26 protein-coding genes and 2 pseudogenes are annotated in these 17,426 nt (G+C 31.9%); 13 read left to right on the top strand and 15 right to left on the bottom strand.

Annotated elements, in window-relative coordinates:
• Positions 1-143: 143 nt before the first annotated feature.
• Positions 144-965 carry an HNH endonuclease gene (locus ILS93_RS02335; RefSeq protein WP_064475576.1) on the bottom strand — a complete coding sequence of 274 codons (822 nt, stop codon included), beginning with the start codon at positions 963-965 and terminating at the stop codon, positions 144-146.
• A gap of 149 nt (positions 966-1,114) precedes the next feature.
• On the opposite strand from ILS93_RS02335, the gene ILS93_RS02330 reads away from it, so the two are divergent.
• Positions 1,115-2,200: an AI-2E family transporter gene (locus ILS93_RS02330; RefSeq protein ID WP_064475575.1), complete on the top strand. Its 1,086-nt coding sequence runs from the start codon at positions 1,115-1,117 to the stop codon at positions 2,198-2,200.
• Positions 2,201-2,439: 239 nt separating this feature from the next.
• On the opposite strand, the gene ILS93_RS02325 is transcribed toward ILS93_RS02330, so the two are convergent.
• Genes ILS93_RS02325 through ILS93_RS02295 form a run of 7 tightly spaced genes read right to left on the bottom strand, consistent with a single transcriptional unit; the run spans position 2,440 to position 3,595 of the window.
• Positions 2,440-2,580, bottom strand: coding sequence for a YrzI family small protein (locus ILS93_RS02325; RefSeq protein ID WP_064473550.1), 141 nt, complete (start codon positions 2,578-2,580; stop codon positions 2,440-2,442).
• A gap of 25 nt (positions 2,581-2,605) precedes the next feature.
• Positions 2,606-2,746 carry a YrzI family small protein gene (locus tag ILS93_RS02320; RefSeq protein WP_000669812.1) on the bottom strand — a complete coding sequence of 47 codons (141 nt, stop codon included), beginning with the start codon at positions 2,744-2,746 and terminating at the stop codon, positions 2,606-2,608.
• 25 nt (positions 2,747-2,771) lie between these two features.
• Positions 2,772-2,915 carry a YrzI family small protein gene (locus ILS93_RS02315; protein WP_000668981.1) on the bottom strand — a complete coding sequence of 48 codons (144 nt, stop codon included), beginning with the start codon at positions 2,913-2,915 and terminating at the stop codon, positions 2,772-2,774.
• A 26-nt stretch (positions 2,916-2,941) separates the two neighbouring features.
• Complete coding sequence (locus tag ILS93_RS02310; RefSeq protein WP_098111721.1) at positions 2,942-3,085, bottom strand: YrzI family small protein; 144 nt, start codon at positions 3,083-3,085, stop codon at positions 2,942-2,944.
• A 26-nt stretch (positions 3,086-3,111) separates the two neighbouring features.
• The gene (locus ILS93_RS02305) at positions 3,112-3,255 is read right to left on the bottom strand and encodes a YrzI family small protein (RefSeq protein ID WP_017560126.1); all 144 of its coding nucleotides are present in this window, start codon (positions 3,253-3,255) and stop codon (positions 3,112-3,114) included.
• Positions 3,256-3,283: 28 nt separating this feature from the next.
• Positions 3,284-3,427: a YrzI family small protein gene (locus tag ILS93_RS02300; protein ID WP_064475571.1), complete on the bottom strand. Its 144-nt coding sequence runs from the start codon at positions 3,425-3,427 to the stop codon at positions 3,284-3,286.
• Positions 3,428-3,454: 27 nt separating this feature from the next.
• Positions 3,455-3,595 (bottom strand): YrzI family small protein, encoded by a 141-nt coding sequence (locus tag ILS93_RS02295; protein WP_000156189.1) that lies wholly within the window; start codon positions 3,593-3,595, stop codon positions 3,455-3,457.
• Between the two features lie 439 nt (positions 3,596-4,034).
• Here ILS93_RS02295 and ILS93_RS02290 point away from each other — a divergent pair.
• The 4 genes and pseudogenes from ILS93_RS02290 to ILS93_RS02275 all read left to right on the top strand — a co-directional run.
• Positions 4,035-4,404 (top strand): annotated as a pseudogene (locus tag ILS93_RS02290) (DUF4825 domain-containing protein); the annotation flags it as partial.
• Positions 4,404-4,715: pseudogene (locus ILS93_RS02285) on the top strand (DUF4052 family protein); the annotation flags it as partial. The pseudogenes ILS93_RS02290 and ILS93_RS02285, both read left to right, overlap by 1 nt.
• Positions 4,716-4,756: 41 nt before the next feature.
• A complete protein-coding gene (locus ILS93_RS02280) occupies positions 4,757-5,236 on the top strand; it encodes a CcdC family protein (RefSeq protein ID WP_064475568.1) in 480 nt (159 codons plus the stop codon).
• A 118-nt stretch (positions 5,237-5,354) separates the two neighbouring features.
• Positions 5,355-5,864: a 2'-5' RNA ligase family protein gene (locus tag ILS93_RS02275; RefSeq protein ID WP_222659843.1), complete on the top strand. Its 510-nt coding sequence runs from the start codon at positions 5,355-5,357 to the stop codon at positions 5,862-5,864.
• A 6-nt stretch (positions 5,865-5,870) separates the two neighbouring features.
• Here ILS93_RS02275 and coaW read toward each other — a convergent pair whose 3' ends face one another.
• The 7 genes from coaW to ILS93_RS02240 all read right to left on the bottom strand — a co-directional run bounded on the left by coaW (position 5,871) and on the right by ILS93_RS02240 (position 11,613).
• Positions 5,871-6,701 (bottom strand): type II pantothenate kinase, encoded by an 831-nt coding sequence (coaW, locus tag ILS93_RS02270; protein WP_088046644.1) that lies wholly within the window; start codon positions 6,699-6,701, stop codon positions 5,871-5,873.
• Positions 6,702-6,793: 92 nt separating this feature from the next.
• Positions 6,794-7,192: a 3-hydroxyacyl-ACP dehydratase FabZ family protein gene (locus ILS93_RS02265; RefSeq protein ID WP_098102550.1), complete on the bottom strand. Its 399-nt coding sequence runs from the start codon at positions 7,190-7,192 to the stop codon at positions 6,794-6,796.
• 56 nt (positions 7,193-7,248) lie between these two features.
• The gene (locus ILS93_RS02260; protein WP_222659841.1) at positions 7,249-8,448 is read right to left on the bottom strand and encodes an LL-diaminopimelate aminotransferase; all 1,200 of its coding nucleotides are present in this window, start codon (positions 8,446-8,448) and stop codon (positions 7,249-7,251) included.
• 533 nt (positions 8,449-8,981) lie between these two features.
• The gene (locus ILS93_RS02255) at positions 8,982-9,344 is read right to left on the bottom strand and encodes a hypothetical protein (protein ID WP_064475563.1); all 363 of its coding nucleotides are present in this window, start codon (positions 9,342-9,344) and stop codon (positions 8,982-8,984) included.
• A 170-nt stretch (positions 9,345-9,514) separates the two neighbouring features.
• The gene (locus ILS93_RS02250; RefSeq protein WP_370458089.1) at positions 9,515-9,802 is read right to left on the bottom strand and encodes a hypothetical protein; all 288 of its coding nucleotides are present in this window, start codon (positions 9,800-9,802) and stop codon (positions 9,515-9,517) included.
• A gap of 165 nt (positions 9,803-9,967) precedes the next feature.
• Positions 9,968-11,170 carry an MFS transporter gene (locus tag ILS93_RS02245; protein ID WP_000269247.1) on the bottom strand — a complete coding sequence of 401 codons (1,203 nt, stop codon included), beginning with the start codon at positions 11,168-11,170 and terminating at the stop codon, positions 9,968-9,970.
• 290 nt (positions 11,171-11,460) lie between these two features.
• Positions 11,461-11,613, bottom strand: coding sequence for a YqbF domain-containing protein (locus tag ILS93_RS02240; RefSeq protein ID WP_071723536.1), 153 nt, complete (start codon positions 11,611-11,613; stop codon positions 11,461-11,463).
• A 478-nt stretch (positions 11,614-12,091) separates the two neighbouring features.
• On the opposite strand from ILS93_RS02240, the gene ILS93_RS02235 reads away from it, so the two are divergent.
• From ILS93_RS02235 to ILS93_RS02200, 8 genes are all read left to right on the top strand, one after another.
• Complete coding sequence (locus ILS93_RS02235) at positions 12,092-12,460, top strand: hypothetical protein (protein WP_098103617.1); 369 nt, start codon at positions 12,092-12,094, stop codon at positions 12,458-12,460.
• Positions 12,461-12,656: 196 nt separating this feature from the next.
• Positions 12,657-13,442: a class I SAM-dependent methyltransferase gene (locus ILS93_RS02230; protein WP_098103616.1), complete on the top strand. Its 786-nt coding sequence runs from the start codon at positions 12,657-12,659 to the stop codon at positions 13,440-13,442.
• A gap of 69 nt (positions 13,443-13,511) precedes the next feature.
• The gene (locus tag ILS93_RS02225; protein ID WP_000621879.1) at positions 13,512-13,700 is read left to right on the top strand and encodes a DUF3970 family protein; all 189 of its coding nucleotides are present in this window, start codon (positions 13,512-13,514) and stop codon (positions 13,698-13,700) included.
• Positions 13,701-13,777: 77 nt separating this feature from the next.
• Entirely contained in the window at positions 13,778-14,743 is a 966-nt protein-coding gene (locus tag ILS93_RS02220) for a nucleoside hydrolase (protein WP_064475558.1), read from the top strand.
• A 165-nt stretch (positions 14,744-14,908) separates the two neighbouring features.
• Positions 14,909-15,151 (top strand): GlsB/YeaQ/YmgE family stress response membrane protein, encoded by a 243-nt coding sequence (locus ILS93_RS02215; RefSeq protein WP_064475557.1) that lies wholly within the window; start codon positions 14,909-14,911, stop codon positions 15,149-15,151.
• A 77-nt stretch (positions 15,152-15,228) separates the two neighbouring features.
• Positions 15,229-15,624, top strand: coding sequence for a hypothetical protein (locus tag ILS93_RS02210; protein ID WP_000847586.1), 396 nt, complete (start codon positions 15,229-15,231; stop codon positions 15,622-15,624).
• A 215-nt stretch (positions 15,625-15,839) separates the two neighbouring features.
• A complete protein-coding gene (locus ILS93_RS02205) occupies positions 15,840-16,697 on the top strand; it encodes a gluzincin family metallopeptidase (RefSeq protein ID WP_222659839.1) in 858 nt (285 codons plus the stop codon).
• Positions 16,698-16,714: 17 nt separating this feature from the next.
• A complete protein-coding gene (locus ILS93_RS02200) occupies positions 16,715-17,383 on the top strand; it encodes a YjgB family protein (RefSeq protein WP_154131825.1) in 669 nt (222 codons plus the stop codon).
• Positions 17,384-17,426: the final 43 nt, after the last annotated feature.

Below are 17,426 nucleotides of genomic sequence, written 5' to 3'. Positions count from 1 at the left end.
GTGGACTAGTGTGTAGCCGCACACTGGTCTTTTTTATTTATTTACAATTAATAATTGGTTTATGTGATTGTATTGTTCTTTTCATACTTATTATAACACAGTGTCTTTTCGTCAAGGAAGGAGACCGTATGTTCTGATTTCGATTAAATAGAAGGTTTTTTTTCTTTAAATAGCCCATCCATATACTGTTTTAAAGTTTGGATATAAAATTCCTGTCTATTTACATCATTTACGCCGACAATTGGAGATGAAAGTTCATATCTCTTTTCTGATAAGTGAACGACAACGTCAAATATATCAAATAAACGAATGAAACAGAACAGGCCATCTTTATCACTTAATAAAATAAAGTAATGGTTCTCGCTATTTGTATTTAATGTATTCCATAAAGAACTTTTACTTAAATCGCGAACTATACTTTTTTCTTTTAATTCCATAAAATCGGCATTTGATAGAATGTTAGAAATATCAATCGCATCTGGATCTTCAAAATAGCCATCAACAGCTTGTACAGCGAAAGTATAAGCCATTTTTAATACACTCATTTTGTATTTACGGTTATCTAAAAGTAATTCACGTTGAATAGAGCTAGCTACTTTCGTTACACGTTCTTCTTTCCAAATTTCATTATGTAGTGAAATATCGTGCTTTTTACATAGTTTCATAATTAATGTATTGGAATAAAGTATTTCATCACTTACTTCAACAACATCTGTCTCAGCAGCCGCAAGTTCCTCACCATGTTCATTCGTATAGAGCGGGGAATCAATTTGTTTTTTCATTTGTTCAATCTTAAATTGACTTAATTTATGCCGAATTAAGGGACGATCAATATTTGTTGTCATTTGTTCATGGCAAGTATCACAAATTGAGTTTGTGAAATAATATCCACATAATATTTCGGGGATGACATATTGTTCACTAAGTTCTTTCGTATCTTTTCTGCATATGATGCATTGTGTCATTTTTATCACCTTTACCTGCAAATTTGTATGTAATCTCATTGTAGTGTATTTATTGGTATTTTGGAATATTGTAAAGGAAAATATTATGTGAAATTCTTGCTTATTTTGGTACAATGAAGAGAAGTGCTAGTTTAAAGGAGGACGTTTTTTTGAAATCGAAAGTGCACTTTTGGACATTAGAAGTGCTAATGGTTGTAGCGATCATATTTATTTGCACAAAAATATCGTTTCTATTTCAACCGATTGGTATCTTCATATCTACGTTGTTTTTCCCAATCTTAATCGCGTTATTTTTATACTTCATATTTAACCCATTGTTAGTCTTTTTGGAGAATAAAAAAGTACCTAGAAATTTAGCGATTTTACTGTTATATCTTTTTATTATAACATTAACTGCAGTTGGAGTTGGGGTAGTTGTTCCAACGATCTCACAACAGTTAATGGATTTAGTAAAAAATATGCCAGGTTATATTAAAGAGGGAAAACTATACATACAAGATTTATCCCATCACAGATTATTTGAATGGTTATCTACACAAAACTACGTTTCCATTGAAACAATTGAGAAAAACGCGATTGAATACTTAAAGGATATACCAAACACGATTACGTCGAGTGCAACGGCTTTATTTGGTATTATCACAAACGTTGCATTAGTTATCTTCACAGTACCGTTTATTTTATTTTATATGTTTAAAGATGGACATGCGTTTCCAGGGAAAGCAGTTAGTCTATTACCTGTGTCTTACCGTGAAGAAGGACTTCGTATCATTAAGGAAACGAACGAAACATTATCTGCGTATATTCAAGGGCAAGCGCTCGTTTGTATATTTGTAGGTGCTTTTACTTTTATCGGTTATTTAATTATCGATTTACCGTACGCTTTCGTTTTAGGAATTATAGCAGCATTTACAAATATCATTCCTAACTTAGGTCCATTTATTGGTGCAGCACCAGCTGTTATTGTAGGTCTGTTCGTATCTCCGATGCAAGCGTTGTACGTAATTATTATCGTAACAATTGTACAACAGTTTGAAAGTAACATCATTTCACCGCGTATTATGAGTTCAAAATTAAATATCCACCCTTTAACAATTATTATTTTAATTTTAGGGGTAGGTAACTTTGCGGGAATTATCGGAATGATTTTAGCAGTGCCAGTTTATGCAGTAACGAAAACAGTTGTTTCGAACTTAGTGAGATTGTTTAAGACGAAACGAAATAATCGGAAATAGTATAAATTGAGAAAGATACACCGCTTTTTAAGTGGTGTATCTTTTGTTTATTACTCAACATTAAAAGTGTACGGGTGTAATTTTATTATATATTTATTACACATCAAATATAACGATATACTTGTGTGATAGTATGTCTATAAAACTATGTGGAATCCCTCTGAACTATCCAAATCATTTCTTTAGAACGTGCTATCAACATCATAATCGACTCCTTTCAATTTTTATATTTTAAAGATTTATAGGTGAGAGTAGTATTTGCTTCTACGATCTCGAATTTCGTCTATAACCTGTTTATATTGTTGTTCTTGTTTTAATTCCGCATCAGAATAGTTTTTTTTCTGAATTGTAATTGTTAAAAAGAAAAGGTGAAACTTCATGATACATTCCTCCTTTCGAAAGGAATTATAGATGGCTACAGTAGTGACTTTGACGTTCTTTTACATCCTCCATAGCTTTATTAATTTGATGGTCATGCAATATCTCACTGTCTGAGAACTTAGTTTTTTGAATGGTGATCGTTAAAAAGAATACTTTAAATTTCATATGTTTTTTCCCCTTTAAAAGTTATTTAGAAAAGGCGACTGTAATAAGAAGCTTGACGCTCTTTCACTTCGCCCATAATAGTTTGAATGTGTTGCTCACGCAAAATTTCTTGCTGTGAAAGCTTACGCTTTTGAATGGTAATCGTTAAAAAGAATGCTTTAAATTTCATTAGGATATTTCTCCTTTAAAAGTTATTTAGAAAAGACGGCTGTAATAAGAAGCTTGACGCTCTTTCACTTCACCCATAATAGTTTGAATGTGTTGCTCACGCAAAATCTCACTTTGAGAAAGCTTACGTTTTTGAATGGTGATTGTTAAAAAGAATGCTTTGAATTTCATGAAGGTATTGCTCCTTTAAAAGTTATTTAGAAAAGACGGCTGTAATAAGAAGCTTGGTGCTCTTTCACTTCGTCCATAATAGTTTGAATGTGTTGCTCACGCAAAATCTCACTTTGAGAAAGCTTACGTTTTTGAATGGTGATTGTTAAAAAGAATGCTTTAAATTTCATGAAGGTATTGCTCCTTAAAAATATATTTTTAATACATTTGCGTATAGTATGAACTTTTAATGTCAGTCATTTTATCAGTCAGTTGCTTTAATTGTTGTTTACGAATGATTTCATCTTCAGATAAAGTCTTTTTCTGAAGTACAGTTGTAAAAAAGAAAATATGAAAAGCCATAAATGAATTCCTCCTCTCGAAAAGGAATTACAGGTGATCACAATAAAGCGCTTGGCGCTCCTTAACATCATTCATAGCTTTTTCAATTTGCTCGTTATGAAAAATTTCATCTTTGGAAATTGTATTTCTTTGAATCGTAATACTTAAAAACAATACGCTAATAGTCATCGAATGTTGCTCCTTTCTTTAAAAAATAATATAAGAGGCTAAAAAATCGCACAAAAAAGCCACAGGAAGATATAGTTCTCCTACGGCTGGGCGTCAAAAAGCCACAGGAAAGTATACGACCTCCTGTGGCGAATTTATGAATTAATAGAAATAAAGTGCGATTTTCAATTCTCCATTAGGGTGGTCGAATTCATATTTAATTGTCCGAAAAACAAAGGTGCAGTTAACGCTAAAGTTAAAGCATGTAATTGTAATTTCATCATTTCCTTCGACCTCCTTTTAGAATTTTTTCTTACGTTAGTAAGTATATACAATTAATGGATAATTGTAAACATAAAAATCGAAAATTTTTAATTTTGATTAAAATGCGTATATTTTAAAGGGTTTTGAGAAGAAGTATTGTAATGAACGAAATATCGATAATAATGGGGGATGCTAAATGAAATATATGCATCGTAATGTGGTTGTTATGCTAACAATTTTTTTACTTATTTCTGCTTGTTCTAGCGGAGAAAGAATAAAAGAAATATCTGATATTGAACCTGGTGCTTTTAAGAAATATGCTGGGACATATGTTTGATAATAACTCAGATGTGGTTGCAATTCTTAATCATTTACCCGGTGGTGAAACATTTCAAAGTATAAGTTTAGAGAATGAAAGTATAAAGGTAAACTATGGTGCAAGAGGGAATGGAGCCTTTACAGAAGATATGGTTGAGACATATTGGTTTGATGGTAAGGATACGATGGAGAAGAATTTTCTCTTTAACGTTATTTATCTAGCGATTTTAGTACCAAATGCAAAAGGTTAGGAGAACACTCAGTTAAACAGTTTATTGTACAACTATTATTGTATGTTACAATAGCAACTTTTTTTCAAGTAGCAGTAGTGATTAAGAAACGTTTTAAGTGGATTGGTCTTATGATAGGCGGAACATTTTTTATATCATTGAATAGTGTGCTTTATGCAGACGTAGGAATACAGGATTTAAATTCTACATCTAATCTATCTTTAATAGATATCCCATACTTTATTGTCATTTCAATTATATTAACTATCGTCTATATCGTGACTAGCGGTATATTTATTCAAAAAGTATCATTTGAGCAAACAATTTAAAGTGTAATTAAGTAAATATTTTGGGAGAGTAGGAAAAACAAATGAGAGATACATCTTCACTCGTTACAGTCTTTTTATGCATTGCACTACTAATACTCTGGCGTCGTTATCGTTCTATGTATAAGCCAATAAAGGGCAGTGGGATACGTATTTTGTGGCCATTACTATTTTTAACACCTGGTGTTTTATGGTTTTTTGGTCCCGTACATCCAGCTATTTTACAAGGTATAATAGCAGCATTCATTGGGGTTCTTTTCGCCGTACCACTTATAGTTTTAACAAATTATGAGCGAAGAGATGATGGGAATATTTATACGAAAAAAAGTGCAGCCTTTTTAATTACTTTTATTGCACTTGTCGTTTTAAGATACGGTTCAAGACAATATATTGTTGACTTAGATCAACAAACGATTGGTTTATTATTTTATGTTATTGCAGTATCGTATATTATCCCTTGGAGAATAGCTAGTTATATAAAGTTTAGGAAAGTTTGGCGGGAAAATAGTAATCATGCTTTATAAGAAAAAACTTTTCTTTTGAGAAGTTTTTTCTTTTTATATGTAATTGAAATCATTTGTTGAAGTGCAAGCTACCATACAATATGATGAATATAAAAAAGAGAAAGTAGGGGATATAAAAATGCGTACAATTTTACTTTTTCTAAACGACATGTCTATTAATGAAATAGAGGACATTAGGAAACAACATGATCCTTTATTCGGTTTAATCCCACCGCATATTACAATTGTATTCCCATTTGAAAGCTCGACTTCAAATGATGAGCTGAAATTACATATTTTAAAATTATCAAAAGGGATACAGGAGATAGAAATTGAATTTGCGAATCAAATTACGAGTGAAGGGGAATATTTATTTTTACGAGTTGAAAAGGGGCAAAAACAAATAGAAGAACTTCATGATATGCTGTATACAGGCGCTTTATTACAATTTTTGAAAGAAGATATTTCGTACATACCGCATTTAACAGTCGGGAGAAAAGAAAGTACTGAGTTAGCTGCTGAAGTAGCTAAGGAAATTAAGAGTTTCCCTGAAAAGTTACAATGTGTAATTGATAGAATTAGTGTAGAGCGAATTGGAGAAAACGGGAAATCGATTATTGAATTTGAAGTACCGTTGCAAAAAAGCTGACAAAAGTCAGCTTTTTTTATTCGTAACATGAAGTAAAGCACCAATCGCACCGCTATTACCACCATCTCGTAAAAAGATTGGTGTTTTATTTTGATATTTTGTGTAGTTACTAATAATATTTTGAAGGTGTACGTTATTACATAGAGTGGAACCAATATAAATAATATGGTCAATGTTTTTTGTTTCGGCGAATTGAAGGCTTAATGCAGTAACGACTTCACCTACAAGCCCTTGCACAGTTGCTAGTATATCAGCACTACTAAAATTTGAATCTGTTTTGGTAGCTTTTCCGAAATTGCTTGCAGTTAAGCTATTATCAATAGGAGAGAGAATGCCACCATAAATATCTCCAACCGTAATATCTAGTTCTTTTCTAGAACCTACTTTTGTTAAAGGAATCACATCTTCAAAATAGTCTATATTTGTTAACAATTTTGAAAGCCCCATAATAGTACCACCGCCAACACCGGTTCCACCAGCGCGAATATATTGGTCATTATAAACGTAATGAATGGAAGTACCTGTACCGATATTTGTTAATATAAAGTTATTTATATCATATTTTTCTTTTTTTAATATGTATTGGACACCTATTAGAGTAGCTTCAAATTCGTTTCGTTCTACTATTTTATATGAGTGTGAAAGTAGTTGCTGTAATTGTTTTGCTTTACCACCTGTAATACATATTTGTTTTATACGAGTGTTTTTCTTAAGCCAATTTATTATTTTATCTTGTTCATTTGAATAAAATTTTTCAAAAGCTAATTGCTTTTGTTCGTTCAAATAAGCAATTTTCGTTAATGTTCCTCCGGCATCGATACCGATAGTACTTTCCATTTTCATGCCCCTAACCAAGTAATTTATTTACTCTGTTCATATTAGTGAAACGAATTTGTAGGAGTGAGATATCCCGACGAATTACATCATCTCTATTCTGCTTGATATATTAATAGTTTTTCTATAGTTACAATCGGCTGATCGTTAACAGTTGCAGTACCTTTACCGAGAATAAAACCTCGTCGATTACGAGTTAGCTCATAATGTAAATCAAGCTTATCACCGGGAAATGCGTTTCCATGGAATTCAACCCCATCTAATGAGGAGAGGAAGCCTAGCCCTTCAGAGTCACTTGTATGTACAAATGGACTAAGCTGAGCAAGTGCTTCTACAATTAACATATGAGGCATATGTTTTTGATTATCATTTATAAACCACTCATTATTTGAAATGAGTTTATATCCCGTAACGGATTGACTATGGATTATATTTGTTACTTTATCAATCATTAAAAAAGGATAACGATGAGGAAGAGTGTCTTTAATATGCATATGAAAGTACCTCCAATAAATAATACCCCTGCTACAGTTAAGCAGGGGAGTTATCATTAATTTTTAACTAATTCATTTATTTTTTCAAGAGAAAAAATACCGCTATTTCTAATGTTTTCAACAACTTGTTGTAACACTTCTTTATCTTGAACAAGTGCAATACGTACAAAGCCTTCTCCATGAGGTCCAAATGCATGACCTGGTGTAACAACGACATTCGCACGATCCATTAATGCATAAGCGAAATCTATAGAAGTCCAGCCTTTCGGAATTTCGGCCCAGACGAACATACTACCAGCTGGTTTATCAACATTCCAACCAAATGTTCGGAATCCATCAACTAAAGTATCTCTACGTTCTTGATAAATACTGCGATTTTTCTCACAAAACGCAGCGCCATTTCTTAGTGCCGCTGATGCCGCTTTTTGAATTGGTAAAAACACACCATAATCTGTATTTGATTTAAATTGAGTAAGTGCACGAACAATTTCTTCGTTTCCAATCATATATCCAATACGGCTACCTGCTAAACTATAACTTTTTGATAAAGAGTTGATTTCTACTCCAACTTCTTTAGCACCAGGTACAGAGAGGAAGCTAATTGGTTTATTGCCATCAAAATAAAATTCAGCATAAGCAAAATCATGGACAACAATAATGTTATGCTTTTTCGCAAATGCGATTACCTCTTTAAAGAAATCTGTATGAGCCATTGCTGGAACTGGATTCCCTGGGAAGTTTAAAATCATCATCTTTGCTTGATCAGCAATATCTTCGGGGATAGCTGCTAAATTAGGTAAGAATTCATTTTCTTTCTTTAATGGCATGTAGTAAGATGTTGCACCAGCCATTTGAATTCCAGTTTCATAAGCTGTATATCCTGGATCCGGAACTAATATAATATCTCCCGGATTTGCATAAACCATAGGTAAGTGAACGAGTCCGTCCTGTGAACCCATTAATAATAAAACTTCTTTATTGGCATTTAATTTAACGTTATGAGTGTTGTTGTAATATTCAGTTACAGCTTCGTGAAATTCTTGAATACCACTTAATGTGTATCCGTAGCTTTCTTTTTTACTTGCTGTATGTACCATTTCTTCTCTTACGAAGTCAGCAGGCGGCATATCAGGATTCCCGATACTTAAATCAATCATTTTGTGACCTGCTGCAATTTTTTCTTTTTTATAAGCCCCTAATTCACTAAATATAGAAGATTGGAATGCTTTCATTCTAGTTGCTAACGTGTAAGTCATCAAAACCCCTCCTAAAAACAGTGTTTTCTTTCTGCGTTTTTAATTATTCTGAAAACACATGTTTACATTTTATCATTTTTTTATGAAAATTAAAACGATTGACAAATTTAGAGGGAGGATTAGTCTTTTTTGAAAGGGCGTTGTAAATAAGGATTGGTTAACTGAATTGTTTATTATATATTTCTATACGGTTTAGGATGTTTTATAGTTTTTATTAAGTATATCCCGCATATTTTGGATGAAAAAGAACATGAAAACGAGGCCTAATATACCACTAAGCCAATAGTATGAATTTCCTGTCGAGAATCTTTCATAAAATGAAAGTGCACTCCATAGGATTAGGATAATGGAACAGATTGTTGATACAATTAATGAACTTAAACTTCTCAAAAAAAGCACCTCGCATTAAAATATTGTTATTATATAATACTACATTTAAATTTAAAGATTTAAAAGAGGGAAATGTTTTTGGGGAGGTTTTGTAAATTAAAAATAACGCAGAAAATATTTTCTGCGTCTTATATGAAGTGTAATCATTTCTTTTTATATGTACATAACTTTTCCACTGCATAAAAGTATACATTTAATTTGCCATCGACAACTTTTAAAGTTTGATCCGATGTAAATGAGTTACCATAATCAATGTGATATACATTAGAATTCTTTACAAATGAGCCTTTGTATAAATCTTCTTTTTCCTTTGATGTTTGCATCTCAACTAAATATTGAACAATTTTTTCTTTCTTTTCTTCTTTTACAACTGTTTCAAATTTATAAGATGCAGGGCAAAGACCATTTTTGTTGTCAACGACTTCCCAAGAACCGTATATATCATTATTGCTACATCCGCTAAGTAGAACGATGAATATTGGAATAATTAATAGAATCTTTTTCATTTTGTACTCCTTTCTTTTCATTTTCAATAAACGTGCGAATACGATACAAATATTGTAATAAATAAAGTTTAAATTTTTATAAAGAATTATTTAATTTCACATAAAAATTTTGGGAGAATTGAAAAAGCATGAATCTAGTATAAAGTCAGATTCATGCAGAGTACTATAGCCTATGTTATGTCTCTTTTGAGGAAAAATAATGAGGAAAGTAGGATCATTATTCCATTTAAAATATATATAATTGCAACAATGAAGGCTAGCCCACCTGCGCCAAATCCAGCTTTATCAAATATAGAAGCGAATGCTAAGGTAGCAAAAAAAACAATAGGAGTTATCAGTAAAAATATGAAACCTGCGATAATTCTTCTTTTAAAGTTATGTCCAGATAAGGAAATAGCTAAAAAGTTTATGATGCTAAACAGAGCTAATACAAAAATAAAGATACTAAATAACTGCATAACATCAGACAATTTCGCACCTCCTGTATATATCATGTTAGTATACTGTATTCGAAAGCGAAAGAGGGTACTCCTTTAAATAATTACAATAAACGTAATAAATAAGGCTTTATATAACAAAGACGCATGGATTAATCAAATATGATCCATGCGTCTTTGTTTATGTTATAAATTCGCAGATTGCGAAGGTTGTTTTTCATATTGTTTCTGTTTAGATAATGAAATGAAAATAATTAATAATGAAATCACACCGAAAATGAGAACCATATATTGCAATCCAATCGTATCTAAGAAGAAGCCTGTGCCGAGTAAGACAATTTGGAACATAACTCTCTCAAACATATTACGGAATGAGAAGAGACGACCATGATAGCTTTTTTCCACTTTCGTTTGGAAAATTGTCGACATAATAGGGAAGAAGCAACCAACACTAAAACCAAATAAACCAAATGATGTAAGAGACATCCATTTTATATCGCTAAAGAACAAGGAAAGATGTGCAAAAGCGGTACAAACAGCGAAGAAATATAATAATTTTTCAGGTTTGAAATGGTCAGATAAACGTTTAATAACGAAGGCCCCTAACATAAATGCTACACCTTCAATGGTATATATAAAGCCTTTAATCGTTGGATCATGTTGCATTTCACTAATGTTGATTACCATTAAATTAAATCCGGCTATAAATAATAGAGGGATAATACTTAATATAAGTGCTGTAAAAGCAATAGGAATTCCTTTTAAAATACGAAAGACTTCCATAAAGCTATTATCTTTCGCAGCTTGTTTACTTGGTGTTGTTGATTTCTTATCTTCGAATTGTAGGAAGAAAGTTGAGAGGAATAATAAAGCGTATGCTGCCATTGAGAAGGCATACATATACTGTAAACTCATTACAACTAAAAGAATTCCACCTAGTGAAGTACCTGCAATACGAGCGATTGTACCTACATTCATATGTACACCGTTCATCTGTAATAACTCATGCTCACGTACGATGAGTGGAATTACAGATTGTAATGCAGGGAAGTAAAATGCTGCAGAAATTTGAAGAGCAACCATAAATGCAATCATAAAGGCAATACTTTCAAATTGGATAGCGAAAAACATAAAAATAACACTAATAACGCGACCGAACCCAGCATAAAGAAGAACTTTTTTCTTTTCATATTGATCGATAATACGACCGGCCATAGGACCAACTAGTACACCAGCTAATAGTCCGATGAATAATATAACTGATTTCATGAAATCAGAAGGGACATATTTTTGCATAAATTCAAGGTTGCCAAGAATACCAAGCCATAGCCCTAGACCAGCAATAAACTCTCCAATTAACACAATCCAAACATTTTTATTACGCCACATAATGTAAAACCTCTCCGTCTTTTAAAATGAAAAACTCGTATATAAAACCTCCTTATTTTATGTATAATTTATAACGAACTTTTTTAGAGTCAGAGTCTATATTACGTGTTTCATGAGTGGATTTCAATCTTTTTGATTTGTCAAAAATTTGATGTGTTAATAGATGAAACAAGTAAGTCAAAATGCATACAACCAATGATTACATATTCATTGAAATTAAGGATAAATAAAATAAAAGCATCAAGAAAATATCACAATTAAATGATATTTTTCTTGATGCTTTTAATACATCAGGCTGAATATTCTTCTTTACGTACTTCGAAAAATTCATTACGACGTAAGTAATTATAAACTTTCTCGGAAACCTTTTCTTCTTCAGACATTAAGAAACGATGATCAAAAGCATAGAATGATTGACCTTTAATTAATTTTACGTAGTATATTTTACACGCCTCCTCTAGCATAATTGGAACTTAATTGATATTATGATGGCCTATATGCTTGTTAATCATACTTGGAGTTTCAAAGGATAGGAACTAAACAAATTACAAAACATTACAAAATTGTAATGTTTTTGTCACGTTTTCCGATAGTTAAAAATAACCAATCTCTTCTATACTACAAATAAGTTACATAAAATAAGGGGGTAAAAAGATGGATGAAGTAATTGGAGAAGTTGTAGCAGGTATTTGTGAATTTGTAGTTGAAGTAACGGCAGATGCTATTGGGAATTTAGTTTCCGGGAATGATGAGGAAAAAGAAACATTATAATAGTTTGTAAAAGTATACAGATGATCCAAATATAAAGGTTGATTTCTAAAAGGGAGTCAGCTTTTTTATTTTTTACATTATATTAATTTTATTTGAATATTCATTTGTTATTATGTTTGTGAAACTCATAAAGGAGGTGAATAAATAAAGATGTCTAATTTAGGATCTGATTTATCTAATTCTTGTTTAATTATGGCGAATGTAGACGAAAGGGAATATCATTTTATTATACGTGAACATCCGATTTTAGGGAAAATTATATCGCTACTTGAAAATGGAAAAGAATATGGTTTAATAGATAAACAAATCGCTAATAAAGATAATTTTATTAAATCGGAGCTTATTAAATTAGATTATTTTAACATAGATGTTCTACAGCATACACCTGGATGGATATGGATTGGTATGGATCAATTTGGTTTACATGCTCGTGAGGCTACTTATAACGAAGTAGACGTTATTATGAAGTTGAAAGAGGATTTATATTATATAGATGTATATGAAAAAGTAAAAATGTAATAAATATTTAGTCAGGTTAGGGGACAAGTTCCCGTAGCCTTTTTTGTTTAGTAATAAAACGTAACATTAATATTATATCGATGATAGGACAGCATGATAAGAAGTAAGCTGAAAAGAGGATTTGAAAATACATAAAGAGAACTTTAATTATTACATGAATCTTATATGTAAGTAACAATAGAAAGAAGATGATAAAATGAGTAAAGAAGAGCTTGTAAAACAACAGTTTGGTAATAATGCGGAAAAGTATGTAAAAAGTAAAATTCATGCAAAAGGACCGGATTTACAATATGTAGTTCAACAAGTAGAGTCTCGTCATAATAATCGTCTTCTTGATATTGCTACTGGCGGTGGACATGTTGCGAATGTATTAGCTCCATTGTTTAAAGAAGTAGTTGCCTTAGACTTAACAGAAAAAATGTTAGAGAATGCAAAAAACTTTATTATAAGTAATGGATATGAAAATGTATCTTTTGTCGCTGGAAACGCTGAAAGTTTACCGTTTGCCGATAGTTCTTTTGATACGATTACATGCCGAATTGCAGCACATCATTTTACGAATCCAGCTCAGTTTATTTATGAAGTAAATCGTACGTTAGAACATAATGGATTGTTTATTTTGATAGATAATGTTTCACCGGAAAATAATGAATTTGATACATTTTATAATTTTATAGAAAAAAAGCGAGATCCGAGTCATGAACGAGCGCTGAAAAAAACAGAATGGATTACCATGTTAGAAAAAAACGGTTTGCAAATGCAATCATGCCTTACTTTTGACAAGAAATTTGAATTTGACTGGTGGTGCGATATGATGAATGTACCTTTGCAGAAACGTATGAAATTAACAGAATGTATGATGAAAACACCAGTTGAAATGCAAGAATTCTTTAATATTCAAATTGAAAATAATAAAATAAATTCGTTTTATACTGAAATGGCATTGTTTGTATGCAAAAAAAGCGTGACATTAAAAAGATAAATTTCTTGCAGTCTTTTCAAAGTACGTTATACTTAGTACAGAGAAAATGAGAATTGAGGAAATATAATAATGATTCGCGTACGTATTGAAGGAACTGAAGAAGAAATGCTTGAATTTATGGAGAAAATGCCAGATATTCCTGGATTTGAAAAAACACATATGAGAGAACCGAGAAAAGGAAATAATCCAAAATACGATTCAAGTAAAAATGTACTAGCATATTTATCTTATAAAAAGATTGAAGTCGCCAATAAATAGGTGGCTTTTTTAGTTTGTACCGTTTCACAGCCTTGTCTTTTTCACATAATAATAGTAGTAGACTATGCTGAAGAGGGGTGAGGATAGTTAATAAGAAAATCATCTTTTTTGGAGACTTTGGTATTGACGATGCTGTGGCGTTAATTTATGCAAATAAAACATGTAAATTAGATATTATAGGTATTGTTGCTGAATATGGGAATGTATCGCGAGAGATTGTAACGGAAAATGTGTATTTTTTAGAAAGATACTATGCTACAGAAGTAAAAATCATTGAGGGTGCAGCAAGACCGATGACAGCAGAAGAACCTTTATTCTTTCCTGAAATTCATGGAGATCACGGTTTAGGTCCAATTATTCCACCTGATATGAGGATTTGTAAACGGGAAAATTTTTGTGAATTAATTAAATTAATTGAGCCTTGTCCAGAAGATATCATTATTGTAGCGACAGGACGATTAACAACATTGGCAACGTTATTTTTATTATATCCAAATGTCATGGATAAGGTATGTTCGTATTATATTATGGGTGGTGCTTTTTTATTTCCTGGTAACGTTACTCCTGTATCAGAAGCGAATTTTTATGGAGATCCAATCGCCGCAAATATTGTTATGAAGTACGCAAAGAATGCGACTATTTATCCGTTAAATGTAACACAAGACGCTCTAATTACTCCTGAAATGTTGGATATGATTAATAAAGAAGGAACAGGGCAGGCAAAACTCATTAAACCAATGATCGATTTTTATTATGAGAACTTTTATAAAAAAGAATACCCGGGTATTGCTGGAAGTCCAATTCACGATTTACTTCCGTTCATTTCTTTTATAAATGATGATATTTTTGAATATAAAAAATCTGCAGTTTGGATTAGTACGACAAATGACGTAACAAGAGGACAAAGTGTGGCAGACTTTAGAAAAATAGCTGAGCCGACAACGTTTGATAATAGGCCTATCCAAAAAATTGCAGTTGGTTTTAACTATCTGGCTTTTAAAGAAGAATTTATGCGAACGATATTAAAGCCTGATTGTCCTTAATATGTGGAACTGTATAAATTGTCAGTTCAAAAAAGATCGTTCACTGTTTTGAACTAACTTAGTGGTTAAGCTGTATGAATAACTTATGGAAAATGTAACATAACTAATGGTAAGCAATTGTTTCTAATTATATTTTGATTGGTGAAATATAAAGGAGGTTATCATATGATTTGGTCTTTAATCGTTGGTGGTTTATTAGGATGGTTTGCAAGCTTAATTACTGGAAGAGACGTACCAGGTGGTGTAATTGGTAATATTATTGCTGGTATTATCGGTTCTTGGGTTGGTACGAAATTACTTGGTAGTTTTGGCCCTGTAATAGGCGGGTTTGCAATTATTCCAGCTTTAATCGGTGCGATTATTTTAATTTTCATCGTAAGCTTTTTATTACGAGCAATGCGGAAATGAATGTACGGACTGTTTACATTTGTAAGCAGTCCTTTTTATATGTTATGCTAGTATTATACAATCAGGAGGTGTCAGCATTGAAAACATTTACAGTAAATTTCCATCAAGAAGATAATGCTAAAGCGACAACAGTACATAAATTAAGTGAAGAGGACTTCAATAAAGCAACAGAAAAAGGCACTCGTCATCTATTTGATTTAGATACAAACGTTGGATTCTTCGTATTCTTTGATGCAGAAGATGCAGAAGGTAATGATCAATACTTAATGTTACAATACGAAGGGGATCATGAAGAGCCAACTGCGTGCTACGGATTTGATTTAAAATTATACTATCAATTTTTAGCACTATACTTAAATGATCTTGAATTCCACGGTGAAACAGATGAGGAAGAGGAAGAGTATGGCCCAATTCATCATTTAGCTCACTTACTTTATCATATTGTTGAAGATGGTAAGTCAATCGAAGTGTAAAAATACATATGTAAAGCTGTCCTTTTTGGGCAGCTTTTTTTATTATTATAATAAATGTTATGATTTGCATAATGGTAAATGGATTTCTGATGGTGATAAATGGTTTGATTAAACAGAAAAAGCAACAAAGAAGACTCATCTTTGTTGCTTTTTCTACGTTTCAGGAAGGATTGCAGTGTAAATGGCGAGAAGGGATATATAAGGAGATGGAAAAAATGATAAATAATACAATTCCAAGTTTTTTAAAATTATGGGAAAGTAACGATGTAGAATTAGCAGTCCTCAACCAATACTTTACTTCGTATCCAGAGATATTTAAAGAATACTTTAAGTATCATTGTCCACATACGAGAGAACGAGTTTCTAATGCCATTAAACAATATCCCGCAAAAATAGAAGAAATTCGTATCATTGCAGAAACATTACCGACTATTATTCAAGAAATAACGAATGAATATCATTATAAATATAACTTTGATGTAAATATGAATTTTCATCTATTTGTTGGAGCTTTTGGCTCTAATGCATTTGTAGAAAGGGAAATTATTGGAGACATATTTTTTGCGGCAGAAAAATTATCTCCAGATGTAAATCACCTTCGTGTTATTGTCGCTCACGAAATAGGACATATATATCATAATGTTATGTTACACAATGATGGAATGGATTGGGGGAAAGCCGATTGGACTGACGGATCAGTTAATTTGTATCGTGAAGGTGTTGCAACATATTTATCAAAGCAAATTATGAGAGGTTTAAATGAATCAGTGTACTACTCATATAACAATGATGGCGAACGTTGGTTACAATGCTATATAGAAAATGAAGAACAAATAAAGAATCGTTTTTTGGAAGATTATATAGAAGGATGGACGTTTGAAAAAGAGAAAGAGTGGTTTCGGTTATCTGGAGGACAGTATTTTGGATACAACCGACTCGGTTATTTTTTAGGAACAGCTTTTGTAGAATATGTTGTACAAGTATTGGGAGAGAGTGAAGCATTTACTTTTTGGAACAAACACAATTTGAAAAGCGGTGTCATGGATTGGTTATCGAAAGGAATAAGATTATAATAGGGGGGCTGAAATGTATGAAAGTGTATGTAAAGATAGCTATGTTATTTCTCGCTTTTACATGCATATTTGCATTAGTAGCATGTAAAGGGACAGACGAAAAAAAGGAAACAAACCCAACCTCGGAAAATAGTAAAAACGAACAAAATAATTCTTCTGAAGAAAAGAAAGAGCCTGAAGTAAAATCAAATAATGAAGGATCAGAAAAAACAAAGACAGATTCAAGCACGAAAGATACAGTTATAAATCAAAAATCAATTAACCACATTAAAGATTTGTTTGAACTAGCGAAAGAAGGAAAAGTACCTAATGTTCCGTTCGCAGCACATACAGGTGATATTGAAGAAATAGAAAGAGATTGGGGTAAAGCAGATAAAACGGAACAAGCAGGCAACGGAATGTATGCTACCTTTACAAATAAAAATGTTTCCTTCGGTTTTAATAAAGGATCACAAGTTTTTGATGTACGCTCCTATCATGCAGAGCTAAAATTAATTACATTACAAGAAATAGAGAAAGCATTAGGAAAACCAGCTTCAGTTAAAGTAAATGGGGAAGATAAAATATACGTATATAAAGTAAACAATCAGTTTGAGTTAAAATTCATTATTCCAAAATCGACTGGTAAGGTAAATCATATTTCGGTATTTTCACCAGAAGATAGTATTAATAAAATGGCAGGGTAATAAAAAAGGGTGTCACAAAAGTCTCGAGACTTTTGTGACATCC

This window comes from Bacillus sp. 16GRE42, from assembly GCF_019837435.1.
GTDB classification, from domain to species: domain Bacteria; phylum Bacillota; class Bacilli; order Bacillales; family Bacillaceae_G; genus Bacillus_A; species Bacillus_A wiedmannii.
This window is presented reverse-complemented; position numbering and strand designations above follow the sequence as displayed.

Excerpts from the sequence above, each read along its gene's own strand:
- ILS93_RS02335 (WP_064475576.1), bottom strand. The coding sequence starts at position 965 with ATGACACAATGCATCATATGCAGAAAAGATACGAAAGAACTTAGTGAA.
- ILS93_RS02325 (WP_064473550.1), bottom strand. The coding sequence starts at position 2,580 with ATGAAGTTTCACCTTTTCTTTTTAACAATTACAATTCAGAAAAAAAAC.
- ILS93_RS02320 (WP_000669812.1), bottom strand. The coding sequence starts at position 2,746 with ATGAAATTTAAAGTATTCTTTTTAACGATCACCATTCAAAAAACTAAG.
- ILS93_RS02315 (WP_000668981.1), bottom strand. The coding sequence starts at position 2,915 with ATGAAATTTAAAGCATTCTTTTTAACGATTACCATTCAAAAGCGTAAG.
- ILS93_RS02310 (WP_098111721.1), bottom strand. The coding sequence starts at position 3,085 with ATGAAATTCAAAGCATTCTTTTTAACAATCACCATTCAAAAACGTAAG.
- ILS93_RS02305 (WP_017560126.1), bottom strand. The coding sequence starts at position 3,255 with ATGAAATTTAAAGCATTCTTTTTAACAATCACCATTCAAAAACGTAAG.
- ILS93_RS02300 (WP_064475571.1), bottom strand. The coding sequence starts at position 3,427 with ATGGCTTTTCATATTTTCTTTTTTACAACTGTACTTCAGAAAAAGACT.
- ILS93_RS02295 (WP_000156189.1), bottom strand. The coding sequence starts at position 3,595 with ATGACTATTAGCGTATTGTTTTTAAGTATTACGATTCAAAGAAATACA.
- ILS93_RS02280 (WP_064475568.1), top strand. The coding sequence starts at position 4,757 with ATGAGAGATACATCTTCACTCGTTACAGTCTTTTTATGCATTGCACTA.
- ILS93_RS02275 (WP_222659843.1), top strand. The coding sequence starts at position 5,355 with ATGCGTACAATTTTACTTTTTCTAAACGACATGTCTATTAATGAAATA.
- coaW (WP_088046644.1), bottom strand. The coding sequence starts at position 6,701 with ATGGAAAGTACTATCGGTATCGATGCCGGAGGAACATTAACGAAAATT.
- ILS93_RS02265 (WP_098102550.1), bottom strand. The coding sequence starts at position 7,192 with ATGCATATTAAAGACACTCTTCCTCATCGTTATCCTTTTTTAATGATT.
- ILS93_RS02260 (WP_222659841.1), bottom strand. The coding sequence starts at position 8,448 with ATGACTTACACGTTAGCAACTAGAATGAAAGCATTCCAATCTTCTATA.
- ILS93_RS02255 (WP_064475563.1), bottom strand. The coding sequence starts at position 9,344 with ATGAAAAAGATTCTATTAATTATTCCAATATTCATCGTTCTACTTAGC.
- ILS93_RS02250 (WP_370458089.1), bottom strand. The coding sequence starts at position 9,802 with ATGCAGTTATTTAGTATCTTTATTTTTGTATTAGCTCTGTTTAGCATC.
- ILS93_RS02245 (WP_000269247.1), bottom strand. The coding sequence starts at position 11,170 with ATGTGGCGTAATAAAAATGTTTGGATTGTGTTAATTGGAGAGTTTATT.
- ILS93_RS02235 (WP_098103617.1), top strand. The coding sequence starts at position 12,092 with ATGTCTAATTTAGGATCTGATTTATCTAATTCTTGTTTAATTATGGCG.
- ILS93_RS02230 (WP_098103616.1), top strand. The coding sequence starts at position 12,657 with ATGAGTAAAGAAGAGCTTGTAAAACAACAGTTTGGTAATAATGCGGAA.
- ILS93_RS02225 (WP_000621879.1), top strand. The coding sequence starts at position 13,512 with ATGATTCGCGTACGTATTGAAGGAACTGAAGAAGAAATGCTTGAATTT.
- ILS93_RS02215 (WP_064475557.1), top strand. The coding sequence starts at position 14,909 with ATGATTTGGTCTTTAATCGTTGGTGGTTTATTAGGATGGTTTGCAAGC.
- ILS93_RS02205 (WP_222659839.1), top strand. The coding sequence starts at position 15,840 with ATGATAAATAATACAATTCCAAGTTTTTTAAAATTATGGGAAAGTAAC.
- ILS93_RS02200 (WP_154131825.1), top strand. The coding sequence starts at position 16,715 with ATGAAAGTGTATGTAAAGATAGCTATGTTATTTCTCGCTTTTACATGC.